The organism is Phyllobacterium sp. 01N428 (assembly GCF_056399405.1).
The window spans coordinates 64,452-85,965 of record NZ_JBFTRH010000006.1 but is presented as its reverse complement, the minus strand read 5'-3'; the positions used below and the strand labels follow the sequence as shown (position 1 = coordinate 85,965).

18 protein-coding genes and 1 riboswitch are annotated in these 21,514 nt (G+C 59.2%); of the genes, 6 read left to right on the top strand and 12 right to left on the bottom strand.

All coding sequences use genetic code 11. From position 1 onward, the window contains the following. Positions 1-108: 108 nt before the first annotated feature. A complete protein-coding gene (gap, locus tag AC1DNI_RS15550) occupies positions 109-1,116 on the bottom strand; it encodes a type I glyceraldehyde-3-phosphate dehydrogenase (protein ID WP_477692495.1) in 1,008 nt (335 codons plus the stop codon). A gap of 58 nt (positions 1,117-1,174) precedes the next feature. After that, positions 1,175-3,160 carry a transketolase gene (gene tkt / locus AC1DNI_RS15545; RefSeq protein ID WP_477692494.1) on the bottom strand — a complete coding sequence of 662 codons (1,986 nt, stop codon included), beginning with the start codon at positions 3,158-3,160 and terminating at the stop codon, positions 1,175-1,177. 347 nt (positions 3,161-3,507) lie between these two features. Between tkt and AC1DNI_RS15540 the strand changes: the two genes are divergently transcribed. After that, positions 3,508-3,780 carry a DUF4164 domain-containing protein gene (locus AC1DNI_RS15540; RefSeq protein ID WP_027231169.1) on the top strand — a complete coding sequence of 91 codons (273 nt, stop codon included), beginning with the start codon at positions 3,508-3,510 and terminating at the stop codon, positions 3,778-3,780. Between the two features lie 13 nt (positions 3,781-3,793). Then, positions 3,794-4,159, top strand: coding sequence for a cell division protein ZapA (locus AC1DNI_RS15535; protein ID WP_027231168.1), 366 nt, complete (start codon positions 3,794-3,796; stop codon positions 4,157-4,159). Positions 4,160-4,166: 7 nt separating this feature from the next. On the opposite strand, the gene AC1DNI_RS15530 is transcribed toward AC1DNI_RS15535, so the two are convergent. From AC1DNI_RS15530 to AC1DNI_RS15510, 5 genes are all read right to left on the bottom strand, one after another. Continuing rightward, entirely contained in the window at positions 4,167-5,837 is a 1,671-nt protein-coding gene (locus AC1DNI_RS15530) for an ABC transporter ATP-binding protein (RefSeq protein ID WP_477692493.1), read from the bottom strand. An 84-nt stretch (positions 5,838-5,921) separates the two neighbouring features. Next, positions 5,922-7,736 carry an ABC-F family ATP-binding cassette domain-containing protein gene (locus AC1DNI_RS15525; protein ID WP_477692492.1) on the bottom strand — a complete coding sequence of 605 codons (1,815 nt, stop codon included), beginning with the start codon at positions 7,734-7,736 and terminating at the stop codon, positions 5,922-5,924. A gap of 132 nt (positions 7,737-7,868) precedes the next feature. Continuing rightward, the gene (locus tag AC1DNI_RS15520; RefSeq protein ID WP_091921023.1) at positions 7,869-8,201 is read right to left on the bottom strand and encodes a glycine zipper 2TM domain-containing protein; all 333 of its coding nucleotides are present in this window, start codon (positions 8,199-8,201) and stop codon (positions 7,869-7,871) included. Positions 8,202-8,474: 273 nt separating this feature from the next. Continuing rightward, positions 8,475-8,756: a hypothetical protein gene (locus AC1DNI_RS15515; RefSeq protein ID WP_027231165.1), complete on the bottom strand. Its 282-nt coding sequence runs from the start codon at positions 8,754-8,756 to the stop codon at positions 8,475-8,477. 86 nt (positions 8,757-8,842) lie between these two features. Then, on the bottom strand, positions 8,843-9,487 hold the full coding sequence (locus AC1DNI_RS15510; RefSeq protein ID WP_477692491.1) for a thiamine diphosphokinase: 645 nt from the start codon (positions 9,485-9,487) through the stop codon (positions 8,843-8,845). 373 nt (positions 9,488-9,860) lie between these two features. Further along, positions 9,861-9,979, top strand: a riboswitch (TPP riboswitch). A 44-nt stretch (positions 9,980-10,023) separates the two neighbouring features. Between AC1DNI_RS15510 and thiB the strand changes: the two genes are divergently transcribed. The 4 genes from thiB to AC1DNI_RS15490 all read left to right on the top strand — a co-directional run bounded on the left by thiB (position 10,024) and on the right by AC1DNI_RS15490 (position 15,056). Then, the gene (gene thiB / locus AC1DNI_RS15505; RefSeq protein WP_477692490.1) at positions 10,024-11,040 is read left to right on the top strand and encodes a thiamine ABC transporter substrate binding subunit; all 1,017 of its coding nucleotides are present in this window, start codon (positions 10,024-10,026) and stop codon (positions 11,038-11,040) included. Positions 11,041-11,044: 4 nt separating this feature from the next. Continuing rightward, on the top strand, positions 11,045-12,679 hold the full coding sequence (gene thiP / locus AC1DNI_RS15500; RefSeq protein WP_477692489.1) for a thiamine/thiamine pyrophosphate ABC transporter permease: 1,635 nt from the start codon (positions 11,045-11,047) through the stop codon (positions 12,677-12,679). Continuing rightward, positions 12,672-13,424 (top strand): thiamine ABC transporter ATP-binding protein, encoded by a 753-nt coding sequence (gene thiQ / locus AC1DNI_RS15495; RefSeq protein ID WP_477692488.1) that lies wholly within the window; start codon positions 12,672-12,674, stop codon positions 13,422-13,424. The genes thiP and thiQ overlap by 8 nt, the downstream gene beginning before the upstream one ends. 120 nt (positions 13,425-13,544) lie before the next feature. Beyond that, positions 13,545-15,056, top strand: a complete 1,512-nt coding sequence (locus AC1DNI_RS15490) for a M48 family metalloprotease (protein ID WP_477692487.1) — start codon at positions 13,545-13,547, stop codon at positions 15,054-15,056. 52 nt (positions 15,057-15,108) lie between these two features. On the opposite strand, the gene AC1DNI_RS15485 is transcribed toward AC1DNI_RS15490, so the two are convergent. The 5 genes from AC1DNI_RS15485 to phbB form a co-directional block, all read right to left on the bottom strand. After that, positions 15,109-15,708, bottom strand: a complete 600-nt coding sequence (locus AC1DNI_RS15485) for a CarD family transcriptional regulator (RefSeq protein WP_027231159.1) — start codon at positions 15,706-15,708, stop codon at positions 15,109-15,111. A 359-nt stretch (positions 15,709-16,067) separates the two neighbouring features. Further along, positions 16,068-16,406, bottom strand: a complete 339-nt coding sequence (gene fdxA / locus AC1DNI_RS15480) for a ferredoxin FdxA (RefSeq protein WP_027231158.1) — start codon at positions 16,404-16,406, stop codon at positions 16,068-16,070. Between the two features lie 314 nt (positions 16,407-16,720). Then, a complete protein-coding gene (locus tag AC1DNI_RS15475) occupies positions 16,721-17,119 on the bottom strand; it encodes an RNA-binding S4 domain-containing protein (protein WP_477692486.1) in 399 nt (132 codons plus the stop codon). A gap of 1 nt (position 17,120) precedes the next feature. Next, complete coding sequence (locus AC1DNI_RS15470; protein ID WP_477692485.1) at positions 17,121-20,204, bottom strand: helicase-related protein; 3,084 nt, start codon at positions 20,202-20,204, stop codon at positions 17,121-17,123. 563 nt (positions 20,205-20,767) lie between these two features. Continuing rightward, on the bottom strand, positions 20,768-21,493 hold the full coding sequence (phbB, locus tag AC1DNI_RS15465) for a beta-ketoacyl-ACP reductase (RefSeq protein ID WP_027231155.1): 726 nt from the start codon (positions 21,491-21,493) through the stop codon (positions 20,768-20,770). Between the last annotated feature and the right edge of the window lie 21 nt (positions 21,494-21,514).

The following is a 21,514-nucleotide window of genomic DNA, read 5'->3' as shown; positions in this document are numbered from 1 at the left end:
TATGGACTATTTACCCGGCCCTGCAGGCCAGAAAGATTGGTGAACCATCAAAAACAAAATGGCGGGTGTTGTCGACCCGCCATCCTGAAACCGTCAAAGCGTGACCAATCAGATCACCTTGCCGAATGCGACTGCGGTGTCGCCCATGCGGTTCGAGAAGCCCCATTCATTGTCGTACCAGGAAAGGATGCGCACGAAGGTGCCGTCCATGACCTTGGTCTGGTCGGTGTGGAAGACCGAAGAATGCGGGTCGTGGTTGAAGTCGATCGAAACATTCGGCGAATCCGTGTAGCCGAGAATGCCCTTCAGCTTGCCGTTGGCAGCGGTCTTGATCGCTTCGTTAATCTCCGCAACCGTGGTCGGGCGCTTGGCGATGAACTTGAAGTCGACCACCGACACGTTCGGCGTCGGCACGCGGATTGCAGTGCCATCGAGCCTGCCATTGAGTTCCGGCAGCACGAGGCCGACGGCCTTGGCAGCGCCGGTCGAGGTCGGGATCATCGACAAAGCTGCGGCACGGCCGCGATAGAGATCCTTGTGCATCGTGTCGAGCGTTGGCTGGTCGCCCGTATAGCTGTGGATCGTGGTCATGAAGCCATGGTCGATACCCACCGCTTCGTTGAGCACATAGGCAACCGGCGCAAGGCAGTTCGTGGTGCAGGAAGCATTGGAAATCACCATATGCTCCTTGGTGAGCTTATGGTCGTTGACGCCGAAAACGACAGTCAGGTCCGCGCCTTCCGCCGGAGCCGAAACGATCACGCGCTTGGCACCCGCCTCGAGATGCGCAGCAGCCTTGTCGCGGGCGGTGAAGATGCCCGTGCATTCAAGCGCGATATCGACGCCGAGTTCCTTCCACGGCAATTCGACCGGGTTGCGTGCGGCGGCCACCTTGATGGGCCCACGACCGACGTCGATCGTATCGCCGGAAACCGTGACGGTTCCGGGGAAGCGCCCGTGAACGGAATCATAGCGCATCAGATGAGCATTGGTTTCGACTGGGCCGAGATCATTGATCGCAACGACCTCAATATCGGTGCGGCCGGATTCGACGATTGCCCGAAGAACATTGCGGCCGATGCGGCCAAAACCGTTGATTGCAACGCGAACTGTCATTTCTGTCTCTCCCTGAGGGTTAGGAGCCCTTGGTTGGATTATGCTGGAAATCGTCTGGTTATTTCAACTTGCCTTCGGCCGCTGCGACAATTGCGTCCGCGGTGATTCCGAAATGCTTGTAAAGCTCTTCGATCGGGCCGCTGGCGCCAAAACCGGTCATGCCGATGAAGATGCCGTCGAGGCCGATGAAGCGATCCCATCCCATGCGGATTGCCGCTTCGACCGCGACCTTGACGGGCGCATCGCCGAGTACCTTCGCCTTGTAGTCATCGCTCTGTTCCTCGAACAGTTCAAAGCACGGCACGGAAACGACCCGGGTCGGATGACCGTTGGCTTCGAGCTGGTCGCGGGCTGCGAGCGCGATCTCGACTTCGGAACCGGTTGCGAAAATGGTTACCTCGGCCGTGCCGCTTGCGGCGGCGAGTTCGTAGGCACCGTAGGCGCATTTGTTTTCGTCGACATGTTCGGTACGCACCGTCGGCAGGTTCTGACGGGTGAGCGCCAGGGTCGAGGGGCGCTTGCGTGATTTCAGCGCGATCTCCCAGCATTCCGCGGTTTCAACGACGTCCGCCGGGCGGAAGACATAGTTGTTGGGGATGGCGCGCAGGGCAGCGAGGTGCTCGACCGGCTGGTGCGTCGGACCGTCTTCGCCAAGACCGATCGAGTCGTGCGTCATGACGTAGATGACGCGGATGCCCATCACGCAGGAAAGGCGCATCGCGCCGCGCGCGTAGTCGGAGAAGGTGAGGAAAGTGCCGGAATAGGGAATAAGGCCGGCATGCAGCGCGATGCCATTCATCGCTGCTGCCATGCCGTGCTCGCGAATGCCGTAATGGACATAGCGCTGGCCGTAATCTTCCGGGGTGATGTTCTTCGTCTGCGTCGTCTTGGTATTGTTGGAACCGGTCAGATCGGCGGATCCGCCGATCGTTTCCGGAATAATGCCATTGATGACTTCAAGCGCCATCTCGGATGCCTTGCGCGTGGCAACCTTCGGCTTTTCTTCCGAAAGATTTTTCTTGTAGGCGATGATTGCGGCCTCGAAGCCGGCAGGCAGGTCGCCTGCAACGCGCCGTTCGAATTCCGCGCGCATGCCAGCGTCAACGGAGGCGAGACGGTTGCTCCAGGAAGCATGCTCCTTCAGCGAACGCTGACCCGCAGCGCGCCATGCCTCCAGAATGTCCGCGGGCACGACGAAGGGCTCGGCGGTCCAGCCGAGCGCCTTTTTGGCGCCGGCGAGTTCTTCCGCGCCGAGCGGCGAGCCATGCACCTTGTTGGTGCCGGCCTTTGTCGGCGCACCGAAGCCAATTGTCGTGCGGCAGGCGATCATCGTCGGCTTGTCGGACTTGTGCGCATCCTCGATGGCAGCGGCGATAGCCGCCTGGTCGTGACCGTCGACTTCGAGCGTATGCCAGCCCGACGCTTCGAAGCGGGCGCGCTGGTCGGTGTTGTCGGCAAGCGAAACGGGGCCATCAATGGAAATATTGTTGTGATCCCAGAAAACGATGAGCTTGTTGAGCTTCAGGTGACCGGCCAGTGCGATCGCCTCCTGGCTGATGCCTTCCATGAGGCAGCCGTCACCGGCGATGACATAGGTATGGTGATTGACGAGATCATTGCCGAAATGCGCATTCATGATGCGCTCGGAAAGCGCCATGCCAACCGAATTGCCAAGACCCTGGCCGAGTGGCCCGGTCGTCGTCTCGATGCCCGAGGCGTGACCATATTCCGGGTGGCCGGCTGTGCGCGAGCCGAGCTGGCGGAAATTCTTGATCTCCTCGATCGTCATGTCCTCGTACCCGGTCAGGTAGAGAAGCGAATAGAGCAGCATCGAGCCGTGGCCCGCGGAGAGCACGAAACGGTCGCGGTCCGGCCATTGCGGCGCTTTCGGATCGAACTTGAGGAACTTGGTGAAAAGGACGGTCGCAATGTCGGCTGCGCCCATGGGAAGGCCGGGATGGCCCGAATTGGCCTTTTCAACGGCCTCCGCCGACAGGAAGCGGATTGCATTGGCCATTTGGTTGGATTTTTCAGAATTGGTCATGGTTACCGTCTTTCGTGGAGGAAAGGAGACGCCGTTTCTGGAAGCCGGTCAGACAATATCCAAAAGGCACGCGACACATAGCAGGTGTCATCAGGGAGTCAATAAAACCAGCCCCAGGCCGGGCATTATTGGCCGGTCGGATTGCCCAAAATCCAGTGATTTGTCACGGTTTGCGACAAAATTTGATCGCCGGTAATCCCGCGCGTCATTCGATTATCGGTGCATGACTTGATCATGACAGCGCGGATTGATTGACGCAACGTTCATGCAACCTCTAGACTCCAGTCCATAAGCTGTTCTTCTTTTTTGCGATTCGCGAAAAGGTCGACACATAAGGGGAAGCGAAAATGGCATCGGAGGCCACCCTCAAACAGGTCCTTGAACGATTGGGAAAAGCTTTGGCCGCGCTCGAGGATGCGGTGGACATGCGATTGGAGCACGAGGGCGATTTCGCCGAGGCCGAAGAAGAAGTCCAGCGCATGAACATGGACCGTCGCAAGCTCGCCCAGGAACTCGATGCATCCGAGGGACGCGCCGAGCGTCTGGAGGCGGCAAACAAGGAAGTTTCGCGCCGTCTTGTCGCCGCGATGGAATCCATCCGCACCGTTCTGGACCGCTGAAGGAGCTTACGCCATGGCCACTGTTACCGTAACGATCGATGGCAAGGCCTACCGCATGGCCTGCGACGAAGGCCAGGAACAGCACCTGACCGGCCTCGCGGAGCGTTTCGATCAATATGTCACTCACCTTAAATCCTCGTTCGGCGAGATCGGCGACCTGCGCCTCACGGTCATGGCCGGCATCATGGTAATGGACGAGTTCAACGAGTTGCAGATGCGGGTGAAGGGGCTCGACAACGAGGCAGAGGCCCTGCGCAAGAGCCGCGACGAGGCCCTGATGCGCGCCGACAAGAACGATGCAGCAATAACCGGCGTGCTTTCGGAAGTAACGAACCGCATCGAGACACTGACGACCAAGCTTTCGCCCAAGCCAAACTAGCACATCGTTACGACACGAAGGCGCAGCCATCGGCGAGCCGGATAACCCGATCTTCCGGGCGGATGACCGTTTTCCGATGAGTAATGGCGATGATGGTTACCTCGTCCTTCAAACGGCGCAGCCCTTGCATGATATCGGCCTCGGTGCCCTCGTCGAGGGCGGAACTCGCCTCGTCGAGCAGAAGCATCCTCGGATTGGCGTAGAGCGCACGGGCAATGGCGACGCGCTGGCGCTCCCCGCCTGAGAGTTTCAAGCCGCGCTCCCCGACAACCGTCGCAAAACCCTCGGGAAGCTGTGCGATGAAATCGTCGATGGCGGCGTTGGCGGCCGCCTTGAGAAGCAGCTCGCGGTCGAGCGGTCGGCCGAGCACGATATTCGCCTCGATCGTGTCGTGCAGGAGCATGATTTCCTGCGGCACGACGCCGATCGCCTTGAACCAGTCGGAGCGTGCAATGGTCTTGAGATCGATCCCGTCCGCTGTGATGCGCCCTGATTGCGGCTCCAGCGATTTCAGGGCAAGCTTGAACAGGGTCGATTTGCCCGCACCGGTTTCGCCGGTGATGAAGGTCACCCGTCCGCGCTCGACGCAAAAACTGATGTCTTTCAGTCCTTTGGACTCGCGGTAGCCGAAAGCGACCTTGTCGAAACACAGGGTTCCCTTGACCAGGGTGAACACGTTGTGCGCGCTGGGCTCAGGCTCTTCCGGCGCCATCCACATCCGCGCGAAGGGCAGGAATTCGGAATAGGACTTCACCAGGTCGTCGATGGCATAGCCGATCATTTCGAACGGTTGATTGAGCTGCAACAACAGCATGTTGAACAATACGACATCGCCTACCGAGAGTTCGCCGGCCTGATAACGCGGCAGCAGGACAACGAAAGCGATTACCAGTTGAAGCGCCAGCGCCGTTCCATGGACGCAGGCGAAGCTTATTTCGATATTTACGTATTTTCGCCACTTCTCGCGAACCGTCCGCGCATTTTCCGCAAAGCGCTCTCCTACCCAGTTCGCGCTTCCGAAATAGCGCAGCGTTTCCATCGAATTGACCGAATTGCCGACAAAGCGCGCGTTTTCCTGGCTCGTTTCAATGGCTACATCCAGATGCGGCCGTTCCCATTTGTTGGAAAAGTAGGTGGCGGCTATGAAGAACCCACCGTAGCCGAACACAATCGCGGCAATTTCCCAGTTGATCGTTGCGCCGAGCGTGACCATGGTCAGCGTAATGCGGATCAACCCCGGCAGGATTGCCAGCATCCCAAGCTGTATCACGCCGGCGAGCGCGTGTTGGCCGCTCGACTGAGCGCTTTGAATCTCCGCAGGATTATGATCGATGAAAAAAGCGACATGCTTTCGCAGCAGCCTTGCGAAAAAGCTCGTCCCGGCAATGAAATTGACGTTTTGCGCATTCATGAACGACAGGCTTTGAACGACGCGCTCCAGCGCCGTCTGCAAACCCTGAAGCACGGCATATGTCACCCAGCCCAAAAGCAAGCTCTCGGCAAGTCTGTCCGCGCCAAGGCGATCGACCAAACGCGAGAAAAAATAGGGGGCCATGACCGATGTAACGGCCGACAGGGCCACTACCGCCGCAATCAGTAGAAGCGTCCAGCGCGATTGTCGCCAATAGATATGAAGAATAGAGCGCAAGGGCTCGGCTAGCACGCGCCAATCGACCAAGGTTCCGGCTCCGAATAGGTGGGAAAGCCGGCAATCTCTTGCAGGAGCGGGTCGGGGGCAACCCCTACCTTGGACTAAATGATTTCAGCCCTCGATCTCTTCGCGCAGCATTTCGAGTTCGAGCCATTCATGCTCATGCGCTTCGAGGCTATGCCGCTTCTTGGCGATGTCGTCGACGGTCTTGTTGAAGAGACCGGCATTCTTGGCGAAGAGGTCCGGATCGGCGAGTTTCTTTTCGAGCGCGGCAATTTCCGCATGCAGCGTCTCGATCTTTGCCGGCAGCGTTTCGAGCGCGAATTTCTGCTTGTAGGATAGCTTGCGCTTTTCCTCTCGCGCCGGCGCCGCTTTTCCTGCGTCGCCGGTCGTGGCAGACGCCTTCGCGCCCTTTATTTCCTTGCGTGTCGCCAGCGCTTCCTTGCGCTGCGCCAGCATGTCCGTATAGCCGCCGGCATATTCGAGCCAGCGTCCATTGCCTTCCGGCGCGATCACCGACGTCACCGTACGGTCGAGAAAATCGCGATCGTGGCTGACAAGCAGCACGGTGCCCGGAAAGCCTGCGACCAGTTCTTGCAGGAGATCCAGCGTCTCCATGTCGAGATCGTTGGTCGGCTCGTCCAGCACGAGGAGATTTGCGGGCCGGGCAAGAACGCGCGCCAGCATCAGCCGCGCCCGCTCGCCGCCGGAAAGTTCGCGGATCGGCGTGCGCAATTGCTCCGGCTGGAACAGGAAGTCCTTCATATAGGAAGCGACATGGCGTTGCTCGCCATTGACGATGACGTTCTCGCCGCGCCCGTCCGTCAGATAGTCGGATAGCGTCTGTTCGAGATTGAGGCTGTCGCGCCTCTGGTCGAGCACCGCGATTTCAAGATTGGTGCCAAGTTTTAGTGTGCCACTGTCGGATGCGAGCTGGCCGGTGAGCATGGAGAGAAGCGTGGTCTTGCCCGCACCATTCGGCCCAACGAAACCGACGCAATCGCCGCGCTGGATGCGCGTCGAAAAATCATCGACCAGGACATTATCGCCGTAGGCCTTGGACAAATGTTCGGCTTCGATGACGAGCTTGCCCGATTCCCTTGCGTCGCTGGCCTTCAGGACCGCCGTTCCCTGCGCACGCCGGTGATTGCGGAATTCGCTGCGCATGGTCTGCAATTCGCCAAGGCGGCGCATGTTGCGCTTGCGCCGCGCGGTGACGCCATAACGCAGCCAGTGTTCCTCACGCACGATCTGTCGCCCGAGCTTGTGAAGATCGCGTTCCTCTTCTTCAAGGATCTTGTCGCGCCATTCCTCAAAGCCGGCGAAACCCTGTTCGAGCCGTCTCGTAACGCCGCGATCGAGCCAGACCGTCGCACGGCTGACGTTTTCGAGAAAGCGCCGGTCATGCGAAATGACCACGAGGGCCGAGCGCATCTGGCGAAGTTCGCCTTCCAGCCATTCGATCGTCGTCAGATCGAGATGGTTCGTCGGCTCGTCGAGAAGCAGTATATCCGGCTGCGGCGCGAGCACCTTGGCAAGCGCCGCCCTGCGCGCCTCGCCGCCCGAGAGATTGTCTGGCTTTTCTTCGCCGGTAAGCCCCAGATGTTCCAGCAGATAGCCGACGCGGTAGTGGTCGTCGGCGGGTCCGAGCCCAGCTTCCACATAGTCGTGGACATTTGCAAAGCCATCCATGTCCGGCGCCTGCGCGAGATAGCGCACTGTCACGCCCGGATGCTTGAACACCTCGCCATCGGTCGGCGCAATGAAGCCGGCCGCGATTTTTAACAGCGTCGATTTACCCGAACCATTGCGTCCAACCAGGGCAATGCGATCACCCTCGCTGACGGAAAGCGCAGCATCGGTCAGGAGCGGCGTGCCGCCGAATGTCAGCGCAATCTGGTCGAGACGAAGCAGTGGTGGGGCCATGAAGAAATCAAATCCAGCGGTACAGGCAGACCGGGAGTGGCCGGGCGCATGGCCTTTTCGGCGAGAAACGTGCCCCTGTCAAATAAAACAGGCCGGAATTTTCCGGCCTGTCGTAGGACTGTGCGTTGAAAATCAGTATCCGCTGCCGCCATAGGCGCCGCCGCCATTACCTTCGCAAGGCGCGGTATAGATCGAGCCGTCACGCCGCTGGTAGCGGCAGAGGTTCTGCGTCTGGCCTTGCGGCGTCGTTACGGTGCCGATTGCGGCACCGAGCAAGGCACCGCCTGCTGCGCCAACCACCGTGCTCTTTGTGTCATGCCCCAGCGCCTGGCCGGCAATCGCACCCAGGCCACCGCCAATCAGGGCGCCCGTCCCTCCACGTACGTTTTGCTCGCTCGTTGCGCAACCGGCAACAGAGACGGCCAGCAGCGCGGATACCGCAATCGCGGTCAGACGTAACTTCATGACAAATCCTTTCATGTCCAAAACAGATGCGGCGGACCCTGCTGTGCCAATAAGGCAGAAGAAAGTTTTCCACCGCGCTTACCAACAAATTATGGCGGAGCCCCTCCGTCGACATTCTCGGCTCGTGTACCGAGGATCATGGTTGTATGAAGCCGGGGAGGGTCTGCCTACGCCACGCTCACCTACGATCAGTAGCGTCGTTGGGCTACTCCGCCCTGGCCAAAAAAACAGGCCGGGAAAATCCCGGCCTGCTCTTATGCAAGAAATAACCGATTATCGGCACGGGGCCTGATAACGCTGGCCATAACGATTCTCGTATGTGCAATAACGATTGCTATTGTTGTTGGTGGCAGCACCAACCAAAGCACCACCGGCACCGCCGATTGCAGCACCTGCAAGGGCGCCCTTGCCACCGTTGATTGCACCACCAGCCAATGCACCCAATGCCGCACCGCCTACGCCGTAGCCGGCGACGCGCTGATCAGAAGTGGTGCACCCGGCGGCCGAAAACGCCAGGAGTCCGGCGACTGCAATCGTGGACAAACTTTTCAACATGGAAGACCTCTCCCGTTGTTAGAACCAAATTTCAACAGCTTGCGTCCCCAATGCTGTCCTGCAACAATTGCATCTAGCGCTTTGTTTTACAAGCCGGACGCAGGTTGCAAGGCAGCAATCAGGATTGCCTTACCTGAATCGAGCGATACCCGGAGAGTTCCGCGTACCGAATTCGAGACAGTAAGCGATGAACCGAAAGAAAGTTCCATATTTTGCAGCGGCCAGCGAGCGCCTTCGATAAAAAGCCCGTGCAATGGCGAAAATGCAACAATGCTGAAGAGCGTATCTTCGGGGAAATCGAACCTGTAGGAACCTGCGACCAGCGGATGCGCTTCTTCATCACCGCTGGAGAGGATTATCTTGCGGCCCTCGGCCGCATGGGCCGTCGCCATGGTGAGATGCAGGAGCGGTTGATCGGTGCGCGAACCGCCGAACGCCCCGCATAGAACGACTTCCGTTGCGCCGAGCCGATAGGCTTCGTTGAGCGCGAGCTCGCCGTCCGTCATATCCTTGGCAGCCGGGAAAACCGAGCGGGGAACATGCGCATAACGCCGGTCCAATTCGGGCGAGGTCGAATCGAAATCGCCGAGCCAAAGCTCGGGTTCAAGACCGAGGGCTTCGGCATGTGCTATGCCGCCATCGGCCGCAAGGACGCGGGCACCGGCGACGAGGTCCCTGAGGCGATCATTGGCGTGGACGGTTCCGCCGAGAAGAATGACAAACTTGCTCATGACGCGGCCATAGCATGCGGCACCCTCGCCGCATAGCGTCGTTCAGCGTGACATGAAGCTGCCGGGCAAGGGCACGCGTGCGAACGCTAAAACCCTGTAAGCTGCAACAGCGAGATACCGTAGAATATGTAGGCCCCGATTGCCGTGGCGATGGCTATGACCACCAGCATGGCCCCATCCGTGAGTTCGAACATTTCTGCCCCCTTAGTCTTCTTATTGTTCTGAAGGGAAATCTAGCAGATTCGCGGGCGCATGGCTTCACACAAATCCGGGTTAATCAGCGCGGATTAACCGGCCCCCGACATTGCGATCGCAACCACACGCAAGACGGGCAATCGGCTTGCGCCGACCAATGTTTTTCTTTAATCTTTGCAACGCTCTAACGGGGTGCCTGCCAGAAATGACAGGCTGAGAGGCACAAGGTGAAACACCTGCCAACCCGCGGAACCTGATCCGGTTTGTACCGGCGGAGGGATTAGACGCGGCATCACAGCCGGCGCACCAATCCTTTTGAACACCAAGCTAAGGAGGCGCCGATGCGGCCGCTAACGACATTATTGAAATTTGCACTCATGATCGGTGCGCTGGCACTCGCTTTCCCGGCGGGTGCTAACGCCGAAGGCAAGCTCACCGTCTATACCTATGAAAGCTTCACCGCAGAGTGGGGCCCCGGCCCCAAGGTTAAGGAGGCTTTCGAAAAACAGTGCGGTTGCACCGTCGACTTCGTTGCCGTGACCGACGGCGTTGCCCTTCTTAACCGGTTGAAGCTCGAAGGCGCCGCAACGAAGGCGGACATTGTTCTCGGTCTTGATACGAATCTCACCTATGAAGCGGCAGCGACCGGCCTCTTCGCGCCGCACGGCATCGATACGAAGGCAGTAGCAATTCCGGGTGGCTACAAGGACGATATTTTCGTACCCTTCGACTATGGCTACTTTGCCGTGATTTATGACACGGAAAAGCTGACGACCCCTCCAGCGAGCCTCAAGGACCTCGTCGAAGGCGATCCGAAACAGAAGATCGTCATCGAGGACCCGCGTACTTCGACGCCGGGCCTGGGACTGCTCCTGTGGGTAAAATCGGTCTATGGCGACAAGGCGGGGGAAGCTTGGGCCAAGCTCAAGAACCGCGTCTTGACCGTTACGCCCGGTTGGTCGGAAGCATACGGCCTCTTCACCAAGGGTGAAGCCCCGCTTGTCCTCTCCTATACGACATCTCCTGCCTATCATGAGATCGCCGAGAAGACCGAGCGCTACAGGGCCGCGTCGTTCGCCGAAGGCCACTATCTGCAGGTTGAAGTCGCGGGCCAGACCACGACGGGTGCGAAGAACCCGCTGGCCAAGGAATTTCTTGCCTTCATGACCTCGCCCGCCTTCCAGGACGCCATCCCGGAAAACAACTGGATGTTCCCGGCGGCAAAAACCAGCACGCCGCTGAACCCGGCCTTCGACAGGCTGGTCAAGCCCGCAACGACCCTGATGTTCTCGCCTGAGGAAGTGGCCAAGAACCGCAAGGCCTGGATCGACGAGTGGCTGGCGTCGATGAGCCTGTAACGCATTGACGCCCAACACCACCCTCAAACCTTGGGCTGGGGCAATCGCCCTGGCCTTTCTCGCCCTCCTTGCGGGCGGAGCCTTGCTCGGTCTCCTGAGCGAGGCATTGCGTGGCGATGCCGAAGGCTTTGCTACATTCGACAGCTATTTGTGGAGGGTTGCTCGCTTCACCCTGTTGCAGGCCGTTCTTTCAATGCTGCTCTCGATCGCCTTTGCCATCCCGCTGGCCCGGGCCCTCCATGCCAATCCTGATTTTCCGGGGCGGCCGATGATCTTGCGCCTTTTCGCCCTGCCCCTAGCCCTGCCCGCGCTTGTCGCTGTGCTTGGCATCACCAGCATTTACGGACGCAACGGCCTTCTCGCTGCACTGCTTGCGCAATCCGGCTCTGAAATCATACCGAACATCTACGGCCTCACTGGCATTCTGATCGCCCACGTGTTCTTCAACCTGCCGCTGGCAACGCGGTTCATTCACGCCAGCCTCGACTCAATTCCGGAAGATTACTGGAAACTTTCCGCGCAGCTCGGCATGCGCGCATGGGGGCAGTTTCGCCTGATCGAATGGCCGGTTATACGGCGCAATCTTGCCGGCATTGCCGGGCTGATCTTCATGCTGTGCATTACGTCCTTCACCATCGTGCTGACGCTTGGCGGCGGGCCGCGCGCGACAACACTGGAAGTGGCGATCTACCAGGCGCTCCACTTCGACTTCGATATCGCGCGCGCCGTATCGCTGACCCTTTTGCAACTCACGTTAACAATCGCGGTACTTTTGCTCCTCAGCATCGCTGGCCGTCCTACGGAGGAGGGTTTCAGCCTGCGCACGACGGCCCGCCGCTTCGATAAGTCCTCTGCCGGTTCAAGGTCGTTGGATGCTATTCTCATTCTCGTTGGCGTGCTCTTCGTCGGCTTGCCCATGGCAGGCACCGTGGTTTCCGGTCTTTCTGCCGATCTTTCGCGTCTGCTGGGCGAAACGCAGGTGTGGCGGGCAATCCTAACCAGCCTCGGCCTTGGCGCTGGCGCCGGCCTTCTCGCAACGCTGATTTCGCTCGTCCTCGTTACGGCACGCGAGGACATCGCAAACCGCCGCCGTTACGGAACGCCCGGCATTTTTGAACGCGCCCTTGACCTTGGCGCCAGCCTCATCATGGTTGTGCCACCGATCGTCATCGGAGCGGGGTGGTTCATCCTGTCGCGCCATTTCGTCGATCCGTTCAGGCTTGCGCCGGTCATGGTCGTCAGCGTCAATGCGGCGATGGCAATTCCATTTGCATACCGCATTCTGCGACCGGCCTGGGATACGGCGGCGAGCCGCCATAACCGGCTCTGCGCGGAACTGGGCATCAGGGGATGGAACCGGCTCCGCCTCATCGACTGGCCGGTATTGCGGCAGCCCTTGTGGATTGCCTTTGCATTCGCAATGGCGCTTTCGCTCGGCGATCTCGGAACGATCGCGCTTTTTGGAAATGACGCAGTCCAGACGCTGCCCTACCTCCTGTTGCAGCGTATGGGCAGCTATCGCACTCAGGATGCGGCCGGTCTCGCCCTGATACTCGGCTGCCTGTGCCTGCTCCTGATGATCTTTGCTGACAGGGGGGCAAACCGCCTGAAGACACGCGAGGTGCGTAGCGATGGTTGAACACTCCAGTGAAGGATCGCGGCATGGCGCCGAAATCCGCCTTGAATCGGTGGATTTCGATTATGGCGAGATGGCGATGCATTTCGACCTTGTCATCGAGCCTTCCTCCATCGTTACCATCATCGGGCCGAGCGGATCGGGAAAATCGACGCTGCTCAACCTCATCGCCGGCTTCGAGCCGGCTAAGTCTGGGCGCATTTTCATTGAGGGCAAGGACATGACGCGCGCCGCCCCGGCTGAGCGGCCGGTCTCAATGGTGTTTCAGGAGAATAATCTGTTTGCTCATCTCGATGTCGCGGCCAATGTCGGACTGGGCCGTCGGCCGGATTTGCGCCTTGACGAGGCCGACCGTGCCGCAATCATGGAAGCAATCCGCAAGGTCGGTCTCGCCGGCAAGGAGCGAAGGAAGCCTGAAGCCTTGTCCGGCGGCGAGCGCCAACGCGTCGCCATTGCCCGGGCTCTTGTGCGAAAGCGGCCGGTACTTCTGCTCGATGAAGCTTTTGCGTCGCTGGGCCCGGCGCTGCGCCGTGAAATGCTTGACCTCGTCGAAACCCTGCAGCGCGAAACCGCAATGACCTTGGTCATGGTCACCCATCATCCTGACGATGCGCTGCGCATGGGGTCTACCCTGGTCTTTCTCGACAATGGCACGATCGCGGCCAAGGGGCCCGCACAGAAACTTTTATCCGAACAGGGACCATCGCTGTTGCGGAAATACCTCGGTGCGAAAGACTCTGACCTTTGACATATTTTCGACGCCTTGGCTTACTTAAGAAAAAACCATGAAATTCTTGCTCAGGACAGTTCATCGGGATAGCAAGAAGGATGGTACGCGAGTCTGCTGCTTCGCGATGACAACGAGGATATGATTCTGGGTCCGCACGATCTGCAATTGAGCCACGGATGGTTCCCTCCCGCCACCCGCCGCAGGAATCTTGCGTCGGCAACGCTGCTGCTCGCCTTTTTGTCAGGTTGCCAGGTGCTGAGCGTGACCAAGGAAGACGCCATTGGCCCCTCCTCCAATCCCGTGACCGTCGACAATGTCAGCAAGAACGACCGGCTGGCAAAGCTCAGTGCCGAACAGCATCCGCGCATCCTTGCAACCTATGGCGGCGAGTACAAGGATGCCAAGCTTGAGCGCATGGTTGCGAAGGTCGTCGGCAACCTGACCACCGTGTCGGACAATCCGACCCATACATACCGCATCACCATTCTGAACTCACCGAACATCAATGCTTTCGCCTTGCCCGGCGGCTATCTCTATGTGACGCGCGGCCTGCTTGCGCTTGCCAATGACAGCGCCGAACTTGCCGCCGTCATTGCCCACGAAATGGGTCACGTCATCGCCAACCATGGCATCGAGCGGCAGCAGCGCGAACAGGAAGCGCAGATTGCCGGGCGCGTCGTTTCGGAAGTCCTCCAGGACGATAGCGCCGGCCGCGAGGCCCTCATTCGCGGCAAGCTGCGCATGGCGCAATTCTCACGCAACCAGGAATTGCAGGCCGATGCGATCGGCATCAAGATGATCGGCGAAGCAGGCTATGACCCGTTTGCCGCCGCTCGCTTCCTGCAATCCATGGCCTCCTATGCGGATTTCCGCAGCGTTTCCGGAGCGACGGATGCCAGTCTCGACTTCTTGGCGAGCCACCCGTCCGCGCCGCAGCGCATCGAGCTTGCCCGCGGCCACGCCCGGCGAGTTGGGGCCCCCGGCGTCGGCACCACCGATCGCGATTCGTTCCTGCAAGGCATCGACGGCATCCTCTATGGCGATACGCCCGAGGAGGGTTTTGTCCGCGGCCGCAGCTTCGTTCACCCGCTGCTTGGTGTGAGCTTCACAGTGCCGGAAGGCTTCGTCATCGACAACAGTGCCGATGCGGTTATGGCAACCGGCCCCGGCGAAGTGGCCATCAGGTTCGATGGAACGCAGGTCTCCGGCAACCCTTCGATGACCGACTATATGCGCAGTGGCTGGGTCACCGGGCTCGACAATGCGAGCGTCACTGCGACGACTTTCAATGGCATGCCCGCAGCGACGGCAAAGGCGCGGGCGGACCGCTGGGAGTTCGACATCTTCGTCGTCAACGCCGGCAACCGGATCTACCGGTTCCTGACCGCTGCGCCGGCCGGAAGCGCCGCGCTCAATCCTGCGTCACAGACCGTCATCCAGAGCTTCCGCCTGCTCACCGCGCAGGAAAAGGCGAGCATCAAGCCGCTGCGTATCCGGGTCGTCACCGTCAAGCCCGGCGACACGCTCGTAAGCCTTTCCAATCAGATCATGGGGACGGATCGCAAGCTCGATCTCTTCCGCCTGATCAATGCATTGCCGCCAGGCGGCACCGTCTCCGTCGGGGACAAGGTCAAGATCATCAGCGAATAACAATAAAAAAGCCCGGCATTGCCGGGCTTTTTACAATCGATGAAAGAACAGCTTATGCCGCTTCTTCCTGTTCGTCTTCGACAGCGATATCAGCATCGGCATCGGCTTCTTCAGCCTTCGCACCGCGCTTCGGGCCCTTGGCGAGGTTGACCTCGATCAGGCGGACGGCTTCGGTTTCCGACATCTTGTTGACGGCCGAAATTTCGCGCGCCATGCGGTCGAGCGCAGCTTCGTAAAGCTGGCGTTCCGAATAAGACTGTTCAGGCTGATTGTCTGCGCGGAAAAGGTCGCGCACGACTTCCGAAATCGAGATAAGGTCGCCGGAATTGATCTTTGCATCATATTCCTGCGCGCGGCGCGACCACATGGTGCGCTTGATGCGGGCGCGGCCCTGGACAACCTTCAATGCGCGATCGACATAGTCGGTCTCGGAGAGCTTGCGCATGCCGATCGCAGTCGCCTTGGCAACCGGCACCTTCAAACGCATCTTGTCTTTCTGGAAATCGATGACGAAGAGTTCGAGCTTGTGGCCTGCAACTTCCTGTTCTTCAATATTTACGATCTGGCCTACACCGTGGGCAGGATATACAATAAATTCACCCGTTTTAAATCCAATACGCTGGGCGGCTTTCTTCTGCTGAACTGCTGTCATTCGCTTAATAACTCCTTGTTGCGCCCGGCAAAACGCACCGGCTAGAACCAACCACTGGACCCGGATTACCGGTCTGTCGGCCGTCAATATGTTCACGCAAAAGCAATCCGGACAAACCAGCGGGCTGAGGCACACAAACAACCACACCCTGAACTGTTAGGTCCGAAATAAATCTAGCCGATTGGTGATTTATGCTTTAGCGCCACGAAATTGACGTCCAATGATCAACATATCAAAGGACCATAACATGAAAAGTGATTAGAATCAACTTTTTGCTGCACTTGCTCAAAAATAGTCAGAATGCAAGTCTTGAAAATTGCAGCAAATCAAGTCTTGCAAACACGGGATTCGCGAAAGATTCAATCGCCTTCGCCGGGCTCGGCTGAAAAGAATTTTTCGAACTTGCCTTCGACGCCGTCCATTTCCTTCGCATCGGCGGGTGCATCCCGCTTCTGCGAAATATTCGGCCACTTGTCGGCATATTCCGCGTTAATCTGCAGCCAGCTGTCGAGGCCCGGCTCGGTATCCGGCTTGATCGCTTCTGCCGGGCATTCAGGTTCGCACACGCCGCAATCGATGCATTCGTCAGGATGAATGACGAGCATATTTTCGCCTTCATAGAAACAATCGACCGGACAGACCTCAACGCAATCCATATATTTGCAGCGGATGCAGTTATCGGTCACAACGTAAGTCATTTGCAGGCTCCTGAAGACACCACACTCAGTGTGTCAGCGGTTGAGGTAACGATTTGGCGCCGGGCTGACAAGAGGGGAAAATCGGCTGCGGCACCAGAACGCGCCCCGTAAAAGGTCTAAGTCACGGAAACGAACTCCATCCGACCTGGCCAAGGGCAAATCCAAGTATGCGCGCTGCCTTTCTTCGCACCGGGCAGGCCAGTCAACAAGCAACCAGCATCCTTTGCTAACGCAGATTGCGGAATAATATTTTAGCTGTGCGGCCTTTGGTGGAGATTATTTCGACTTGGCCGTCAATACTTGCAATTGAGCCGTCAATTTTCGCGGTCGTCGTCGGTGCCATCCATCAAGCGATCCACCTGCCGGCGTTCGCGCTTTGTCGGACGCCCGCTGCCAGCGTCGCGTTTCGGCAGCAGGTCGAGTTTGCTCACATCGCCCTTAGGCACTGGCGGCGGCGACATATCCTCATAGAGCGTGCGCGCTTCTTCGGCCGGGCCGCGTCTTTGTCCGCCATCGAGCACTCGATAAATGAGGATGCGCCGATCAAGCGTAATCGTCAGCACATCGCCCGCCTTGACGCCATGCGACGGCTGGTCGACTTTGTCCTTGTTGACGCGAACGCCACCGCCCGAGACAAGTTTCGCTGCGAGGGAACGGGATTTGACGACCCGCGCGAAGAATAGCCACTTGTCGATGCGCTGGCGGTCCGACATCCTATTTTTTCAGTTGCTCCTTCAAGGCAAGAAGCTTGGCAAAGGGCGAATCCATGTCGATCTTGACTGGCCGCTCCTCGCGCTCGGGACGCTTGCCATGTTGCGGCTTGCCATTGTTGGGCTTGCCGCCTTCGTTCTTGAAGCGATCATTGCCTCCGGGCTTGCCCTTGCCACGGAAGTGTTCCTTGCGCTCGCTCCGCTCGGGCCGCACATTCTCGTTGTTTGCCGGACGAGGGCTGCGTTGCTCGGACTGGTTGTTGCCCCTGGCTTCCGCACCACGGGCGTTGCCGCGCTTTTCCTGATTGCCGCGATTGCCGCGCCCATCGAAACGGGCCTGCCGCCACAAAAGAACTGGCTTTGGCGCCTCTTCGGGGGCGCTCGGTGCAGTCTCGACAGTTTCCGCCACTTCTGCTAGCGGGCTGGCTACAACCGTGGTCTCTGCCGGTGCGGCAGCGGGTTCATCTACTGTCGGCGTATCTTCGGATGCGGCGGACTCTGCCTCGGCAGTATCGGCTGCAGCCGGTTTTGCCGTGGCTTCGGCCGCGCCACCTTCCGCAGCCGGAGCCGCTTCTGGCGCGGGCGCGGCTGCCACATCGAGCTCGACGAGCTTGGCAGCGACCGCTGCGGCGTCGGTCGCTTCTGCACGGTAGCCGAGATTCTTCAGAATCTCTTCCATGTCGTCGGCAGTCGCGCCAAGGATCGACATCATTGCCGGGGTTACGACGAAGCGTGTTCCATCGTAGGCGCCATCCGGACGCGTGCCGGTTCCAGGCTTCCAGCCGAGAGCGGGGCGAATAAGATCAGCAAGCCGTTCGAGAATATCGATGCGAACCGCGCGGCGGCCAAGCAGCCGGTAACCGGCAAGGCGGTAGAATGCAGGATCAAAGCTTGCATCGGTGACGACCGAAGTGCGGCCGGCTGCGAGCACCTGTACGACGTCGCCATAACCCGGACGATCCTTGGCGTCTTCCTTGAGCGCCCAGAGCAGCGTCAACAGGCCGGCCGGAGCCGGCTTCAAGAGCAGTGGCAGGAAGACATGGTACGCGCCGAACCGCACCCCGAGCCTGCGAAGCGCAGCGCGCGAGTCCTGGTCGAGGCCGCGAACGTCGTCAGCAACATCGCGGCGCTGCAGGACACCGAAATTTTCGACGAGCTGGAAGGCAAGTCCCTTGGTGATACCGACGAGCGCGTCGGCATTGGCGAGATCAACCAGCGGCTTGAGCACCGTCTCGATATGATGGGCCAGGAATCGATCGACGCGTGCGGCAACCTTATCGCGCGCCGGACCCGTCAATTGCTCATCCGCCAGAAGGACGGCGCGCGGCTTGAGCGCCTGCTCGCCCGGCACCACCGATGCGATCGGGGCGCCTATCCAGCGCAGTGTTCCATCCGAGCCGAGCGCGAAGTCGCCATTGGCAGAAGCGGCAAAGCGCTCCGCCCGGCTTTCGAACTCCGCAGCCAAGGCTTTCTGCGCGGCTGCCCGGAGGGCTTTGGCATCCGTTCCCTCGACCTGTGCGTCCGTTGTGAAACGGAATCCGTCCAGGCGTCCAACATGGTGCCCTTCGACAACGACGTCCCCGGCAGGGCTGATTTCGGCTTCTAGCATTGTATTCTCTCTCAGGCGCCTCATAAGCACGCTTGTCCTGCGGTCTACGAAGCGTTTCGTCAACCGTTCATGCAGTGCATCGGATAGTCTGTCCTCAATTTCACGCGTCTTTTCTTGCCAATGTGTCGGATCTGCCAGCCATCCGGGCCTGTGCGACACAAAAGTCCACGTTCTGATCTGGGCGATCCTGCGTGAAAGAGCGTCGATGTCACCCTCCGTGGAATCGGCCCGGCGCACCTCTTCGGCCATGTAATTCTCGTTTACATGACCGAATTCGACGAGATCGGTATAGACCGACGCGATGATGTCGGCATGCTGCGCCGGCGCGATCTTGCGGTAGTCTGGAAGCGCGCAGGCATCCCACAACAGCGCCACGCGCTCAGGCGTATTGGCAAGCGGGGCAACGTCGGGATCGGCCGAAAGAAACTCGAGCGCCTGCTGGTCGACGGCGGGGAGCGCGCGCGTCAGCCCTTCGATCGGCGCGGGTGTCTCGATCGAGCGCTTTAGCGCCGCGATGCTCGAATAGTCGAAACGGGCCGTCCGCCATTGCAATATCTTGACCGGGTCGAATGTGTGCGACTCGACGCGTTGCACCAGTTCCTCGGAAAAACCGGAAATTGCCCCCGTGACGCCAAAGGTACCGTCGCGCAGGTGCCGCCCGGCTCGGCCCGCAATCTGGCCGATCTCGGCCGACGAAAGGTTGCGGAACTGATAGCCGTCGAATTTCCGGTCCTGGGCGAAGGCGACATGGTCGACATCAAGATTGAGACCCATGCCGATCGCGTCGGTCGCGACCAGATAGTCGACATCGCCCGACTGGTAGATTTCGACCTGCGCATTGCGCGTTCGGGGACTCAAGGCCCCCATCACCACGGCAGCGCCGCCGTTCTGGCGCCGGATGAGTTCGGCGATCGCATAGACCTCCTCGGCCGCGAAGGCTACGACCGCGGTGCGCGGCGGCAGGCGGGTAATCTTCTTCGATCCCGCATAGGTAAGATTGGAAAGCCGCGGCCGCGTGACGACGGAAATGCCGCGCAGGAGCTTTTCGAGAATACCGCGCATTGTGGCGGCGCCAAGCAACAATGTTTCCTGGCGTCCGCGCAGATGCAGGATGCGATCGGTGAATATGTGCCCGCGCTCGAGATCATTGGCCAGTTGCACCTCGTCGATGGCGACGAAATCCATGTCGGTCTGGCGTGGCATGGCTTCCACTGTGCAGACTGAATAGCGCGCGCCGACCGGATTGATCTTTTCCTCGCCCGTAATCAGCGCAACGTTTGCCACACCGACGCGCTGCACCACGCGGTTATAGACCTCGCGCGCGAGCAGCCGCAGCGGCAGGCCGATCATGCCGGTCTGGTGCGATAGCATCCGTTCGATGGCGAGATGCGTCTTTCCCGTATTTGTCGGTCCGAGTACGGCCGTAACGTCACGGCCCGTCAGGACGAGAGGAAGTTCAGAGGTGGGCATAAGGTTCATCAACTACATTCCAATACCGGTACCAAGGCCCAATCAGGTGAGTGAGTAGTAGCCGGGCATGCTTTTCCGCGTAGCACTTTCAACGTTCGACAGAAAGTATGCGGGGGCGACCGGATAAACAATCATGAACCGATTCACGGAGTCTTCCATTAAGAAATAGAACGCGAGAAGAACGAATCAGCTACGAATCAGCTCTAGGATGAGATTCCTGATTTGTTCACGGCAATATGTAGATTTTTACAATCCGAGTCCAGCTAAATGCTGAATCGGCTTTTGCTAGGGTGATCAGTTCTATTGCATCTGCATTAACGATAATGCTGGAGCTAAAGGCGTCAAATTGAATAAAATACGACTGTTAATTCAATAAGTTATCATAAATCTAAACAGGGAAGCCCCGTGTCGTGTTCTGCGTCGGAGAATCCGACTGGAATCGCGCGATGGCCAGGCAAGGCCCTGTCGTTTCGCGCTTTGTTCTTTGATTTGCGACATCACCGTTAGGAGAAGATTCAGGGCTTGCGAACGACGAGTGCCTCGCGCGGACCGCGAGACACTCTTTGGCAGGATCAGCTAAAATATTGCCCGCCATTCGCCGAGATCGTGGAGCCGGTGATGAAGCCGGCATCGTCCGATGCCAGGAACACCACGCAACGTGCAACTTCTTCCGGCTCGCCGAGACGGCCGACAGGGATTTGCGGAATGATGCGCTCGTTGAGCACCTTCTCGTCGATCGCGCGCACCATCTCCGTGCCGATATAGCCCGGGCAGATGGCGTTGACGGTGATGCCGGCGCGCGCGCCCTCCTGGGCCAGCGCCTTGGTGAAGCCGATATCGCCTGCCTTCGACGCCGAATAATTGGCCTGTCCTGCCTGGCCCTTCTGGCCGTTGATCGACGATATGTTGATCACCCGCCCAAATTTGCGGTCACGCATGCCGTTCCACGCCGGGTGCGTCATGTTGAAGAGGCCCGTGAGGTTCGTATTGATGACGTCGTTCCACTGCGCCGGCGTCATCTTGTGGAACATTGCGTCGCGCGTGATGCCGGCATTGTTGACGAGCACGGCGACCGGACCGAGATCGGCCTCGATCTTGGCTATGCCGGCTGCGCATTCCTCGTAGTTGGACACGTCCCATTTGTAGGCCGGTATGCCGGTTTCCTTGCTGAATTTCTGCGCCGCTTCGTCATTGCCGGCGTAGTTTGCCGCAACATTATAACCGGCCTTCTTCAGCGCAATGCTTATGGCAGCGCCGATGCCTCGTGTTCCGCCCGTTACGATTGCTGTTTTTGTCATTGTCGCCCTCCCTTAAACGTA

What these genes read in the sequence shown, in the direction of transcription:
- AC1DNI_RS15535 (WP_027231168.1), top strand. Translation starts at nt 3,794, where the DNA reads ATGGCCACTGTTACCGTAACGATCGATGGCAAGGCCTACCGCATGGCC.
- AC1DNI_RS15510 (WP_477692491.1), bottom strand. Translation starts at nt 9,487, where the DNA reads ATGAGCAAGTTTGTCATTCTTCTCGGCGGAACCGTCCACGCCAATGAT.
- phbB (WP_027231155.1), bottom strand. Translation starts at nt 21,493, where the DNA reads ATGACAAAAACAGCAATCGTAACGGGCGGAACACGAGGCATCGGCGCT.
- gap (WP_477692495.1), bottom strand. Translation starts at nt 1,116, where the DNA reads ATGACAGTTCGCGTTGCAATCAACGGTTTTGGCCGCATCGGCCGCAAT.
- AC1DNI_RS15490 (WP_477692487.1), top strand. Translation starts at nt 13,545, where the DNA reads ATGATTCTGGGTCCGCACGATCTGCAATTGAGCCACGGATGGTTCCCT.
- thiQ (WP_477692488.1), top strand. Translation starts at nt 12,672, where the DNA reads ATGGTTGAACACTCCAGTGAAGGATCGCGGCATGGCGCCGAAATCCGC.
- AC1DNI_RS15540 (WP_027231169.1), top strand. Translation starts at nt 3,508, where the DNA reads ATGGCATCGGAGGCCACCCTCAAACAGGTCCTTGAACGATTGGGAAAA.
- AC1DNI_RS15525 (WP_477692492.1), bottom strand. Translation starts at nt 7,736, where the DNA reads ATGGCCCCACCACTGCTTCGTCTCGACCAGATTGCGCTGACATTCGGC.
- AC1DNI_RS15475 (WP_477692486.1), bottom strand. Translation starts at nt 17,119, where the DNA reads ATGTCGGACCGCCAGCGCATCGACAAGTGGCTATTCTTCGCGCGGGTC.
- AC1DNI_RS15470 (WP_477692485.1), bottom strand. Translation starts at nt 20,204, where the DNA reads ATGAACCTTATGCCCACCTCTGAACTTCCTCTCGTCCTGACGGGCCGT.
- AC1DNI_RS15485 (WP_027231159.1), bottom strand. Translation starts at nt 15,708, where the DNA reads ATGACAGCAGTTCAGCAGAAGAAAGCCGCCCAGCGTATTGGATTTAAA.
- tkt (WP_477692494.1), bottom strand. Translation starts at nt 3,160, where the DNA reads ATGACCAATTCTGAAAAATCCAACCAAATGGCCAATGCAATCCGCTTC.
- AC1DNI_RS15515 (WP_027231165.1), bottom strand. Translation starts at nt 8,756, where the DNA reads ATGTTGAAAAGTTTGTCCACGATTGCAGTCGCCGGACTCCTGGCGTTT.
- thiB (WP_477692490.1), top strand. Translation starts at nt 10,024, where the DNA reads ATGCGGCCGCTAACGACATTATTGAAATTTGCACTCATGATCGGTGCG.
- AC1DNI_RS15520 (WP_091921023.1), bottom strand. Translation starts at nt 8,201, where the DNA reads ATGAAGTTACGTCTGACCGCGATTGCGGTATCCGCGCTGCTGGCCGTC.
- fdxA (WP_027231158.1), bottom strand. Translation starts at nt 16,406, where the DNA reads ATGACTTACGTTGTGACCGATAACTGCATCCGCTGCAAATATATGGAT.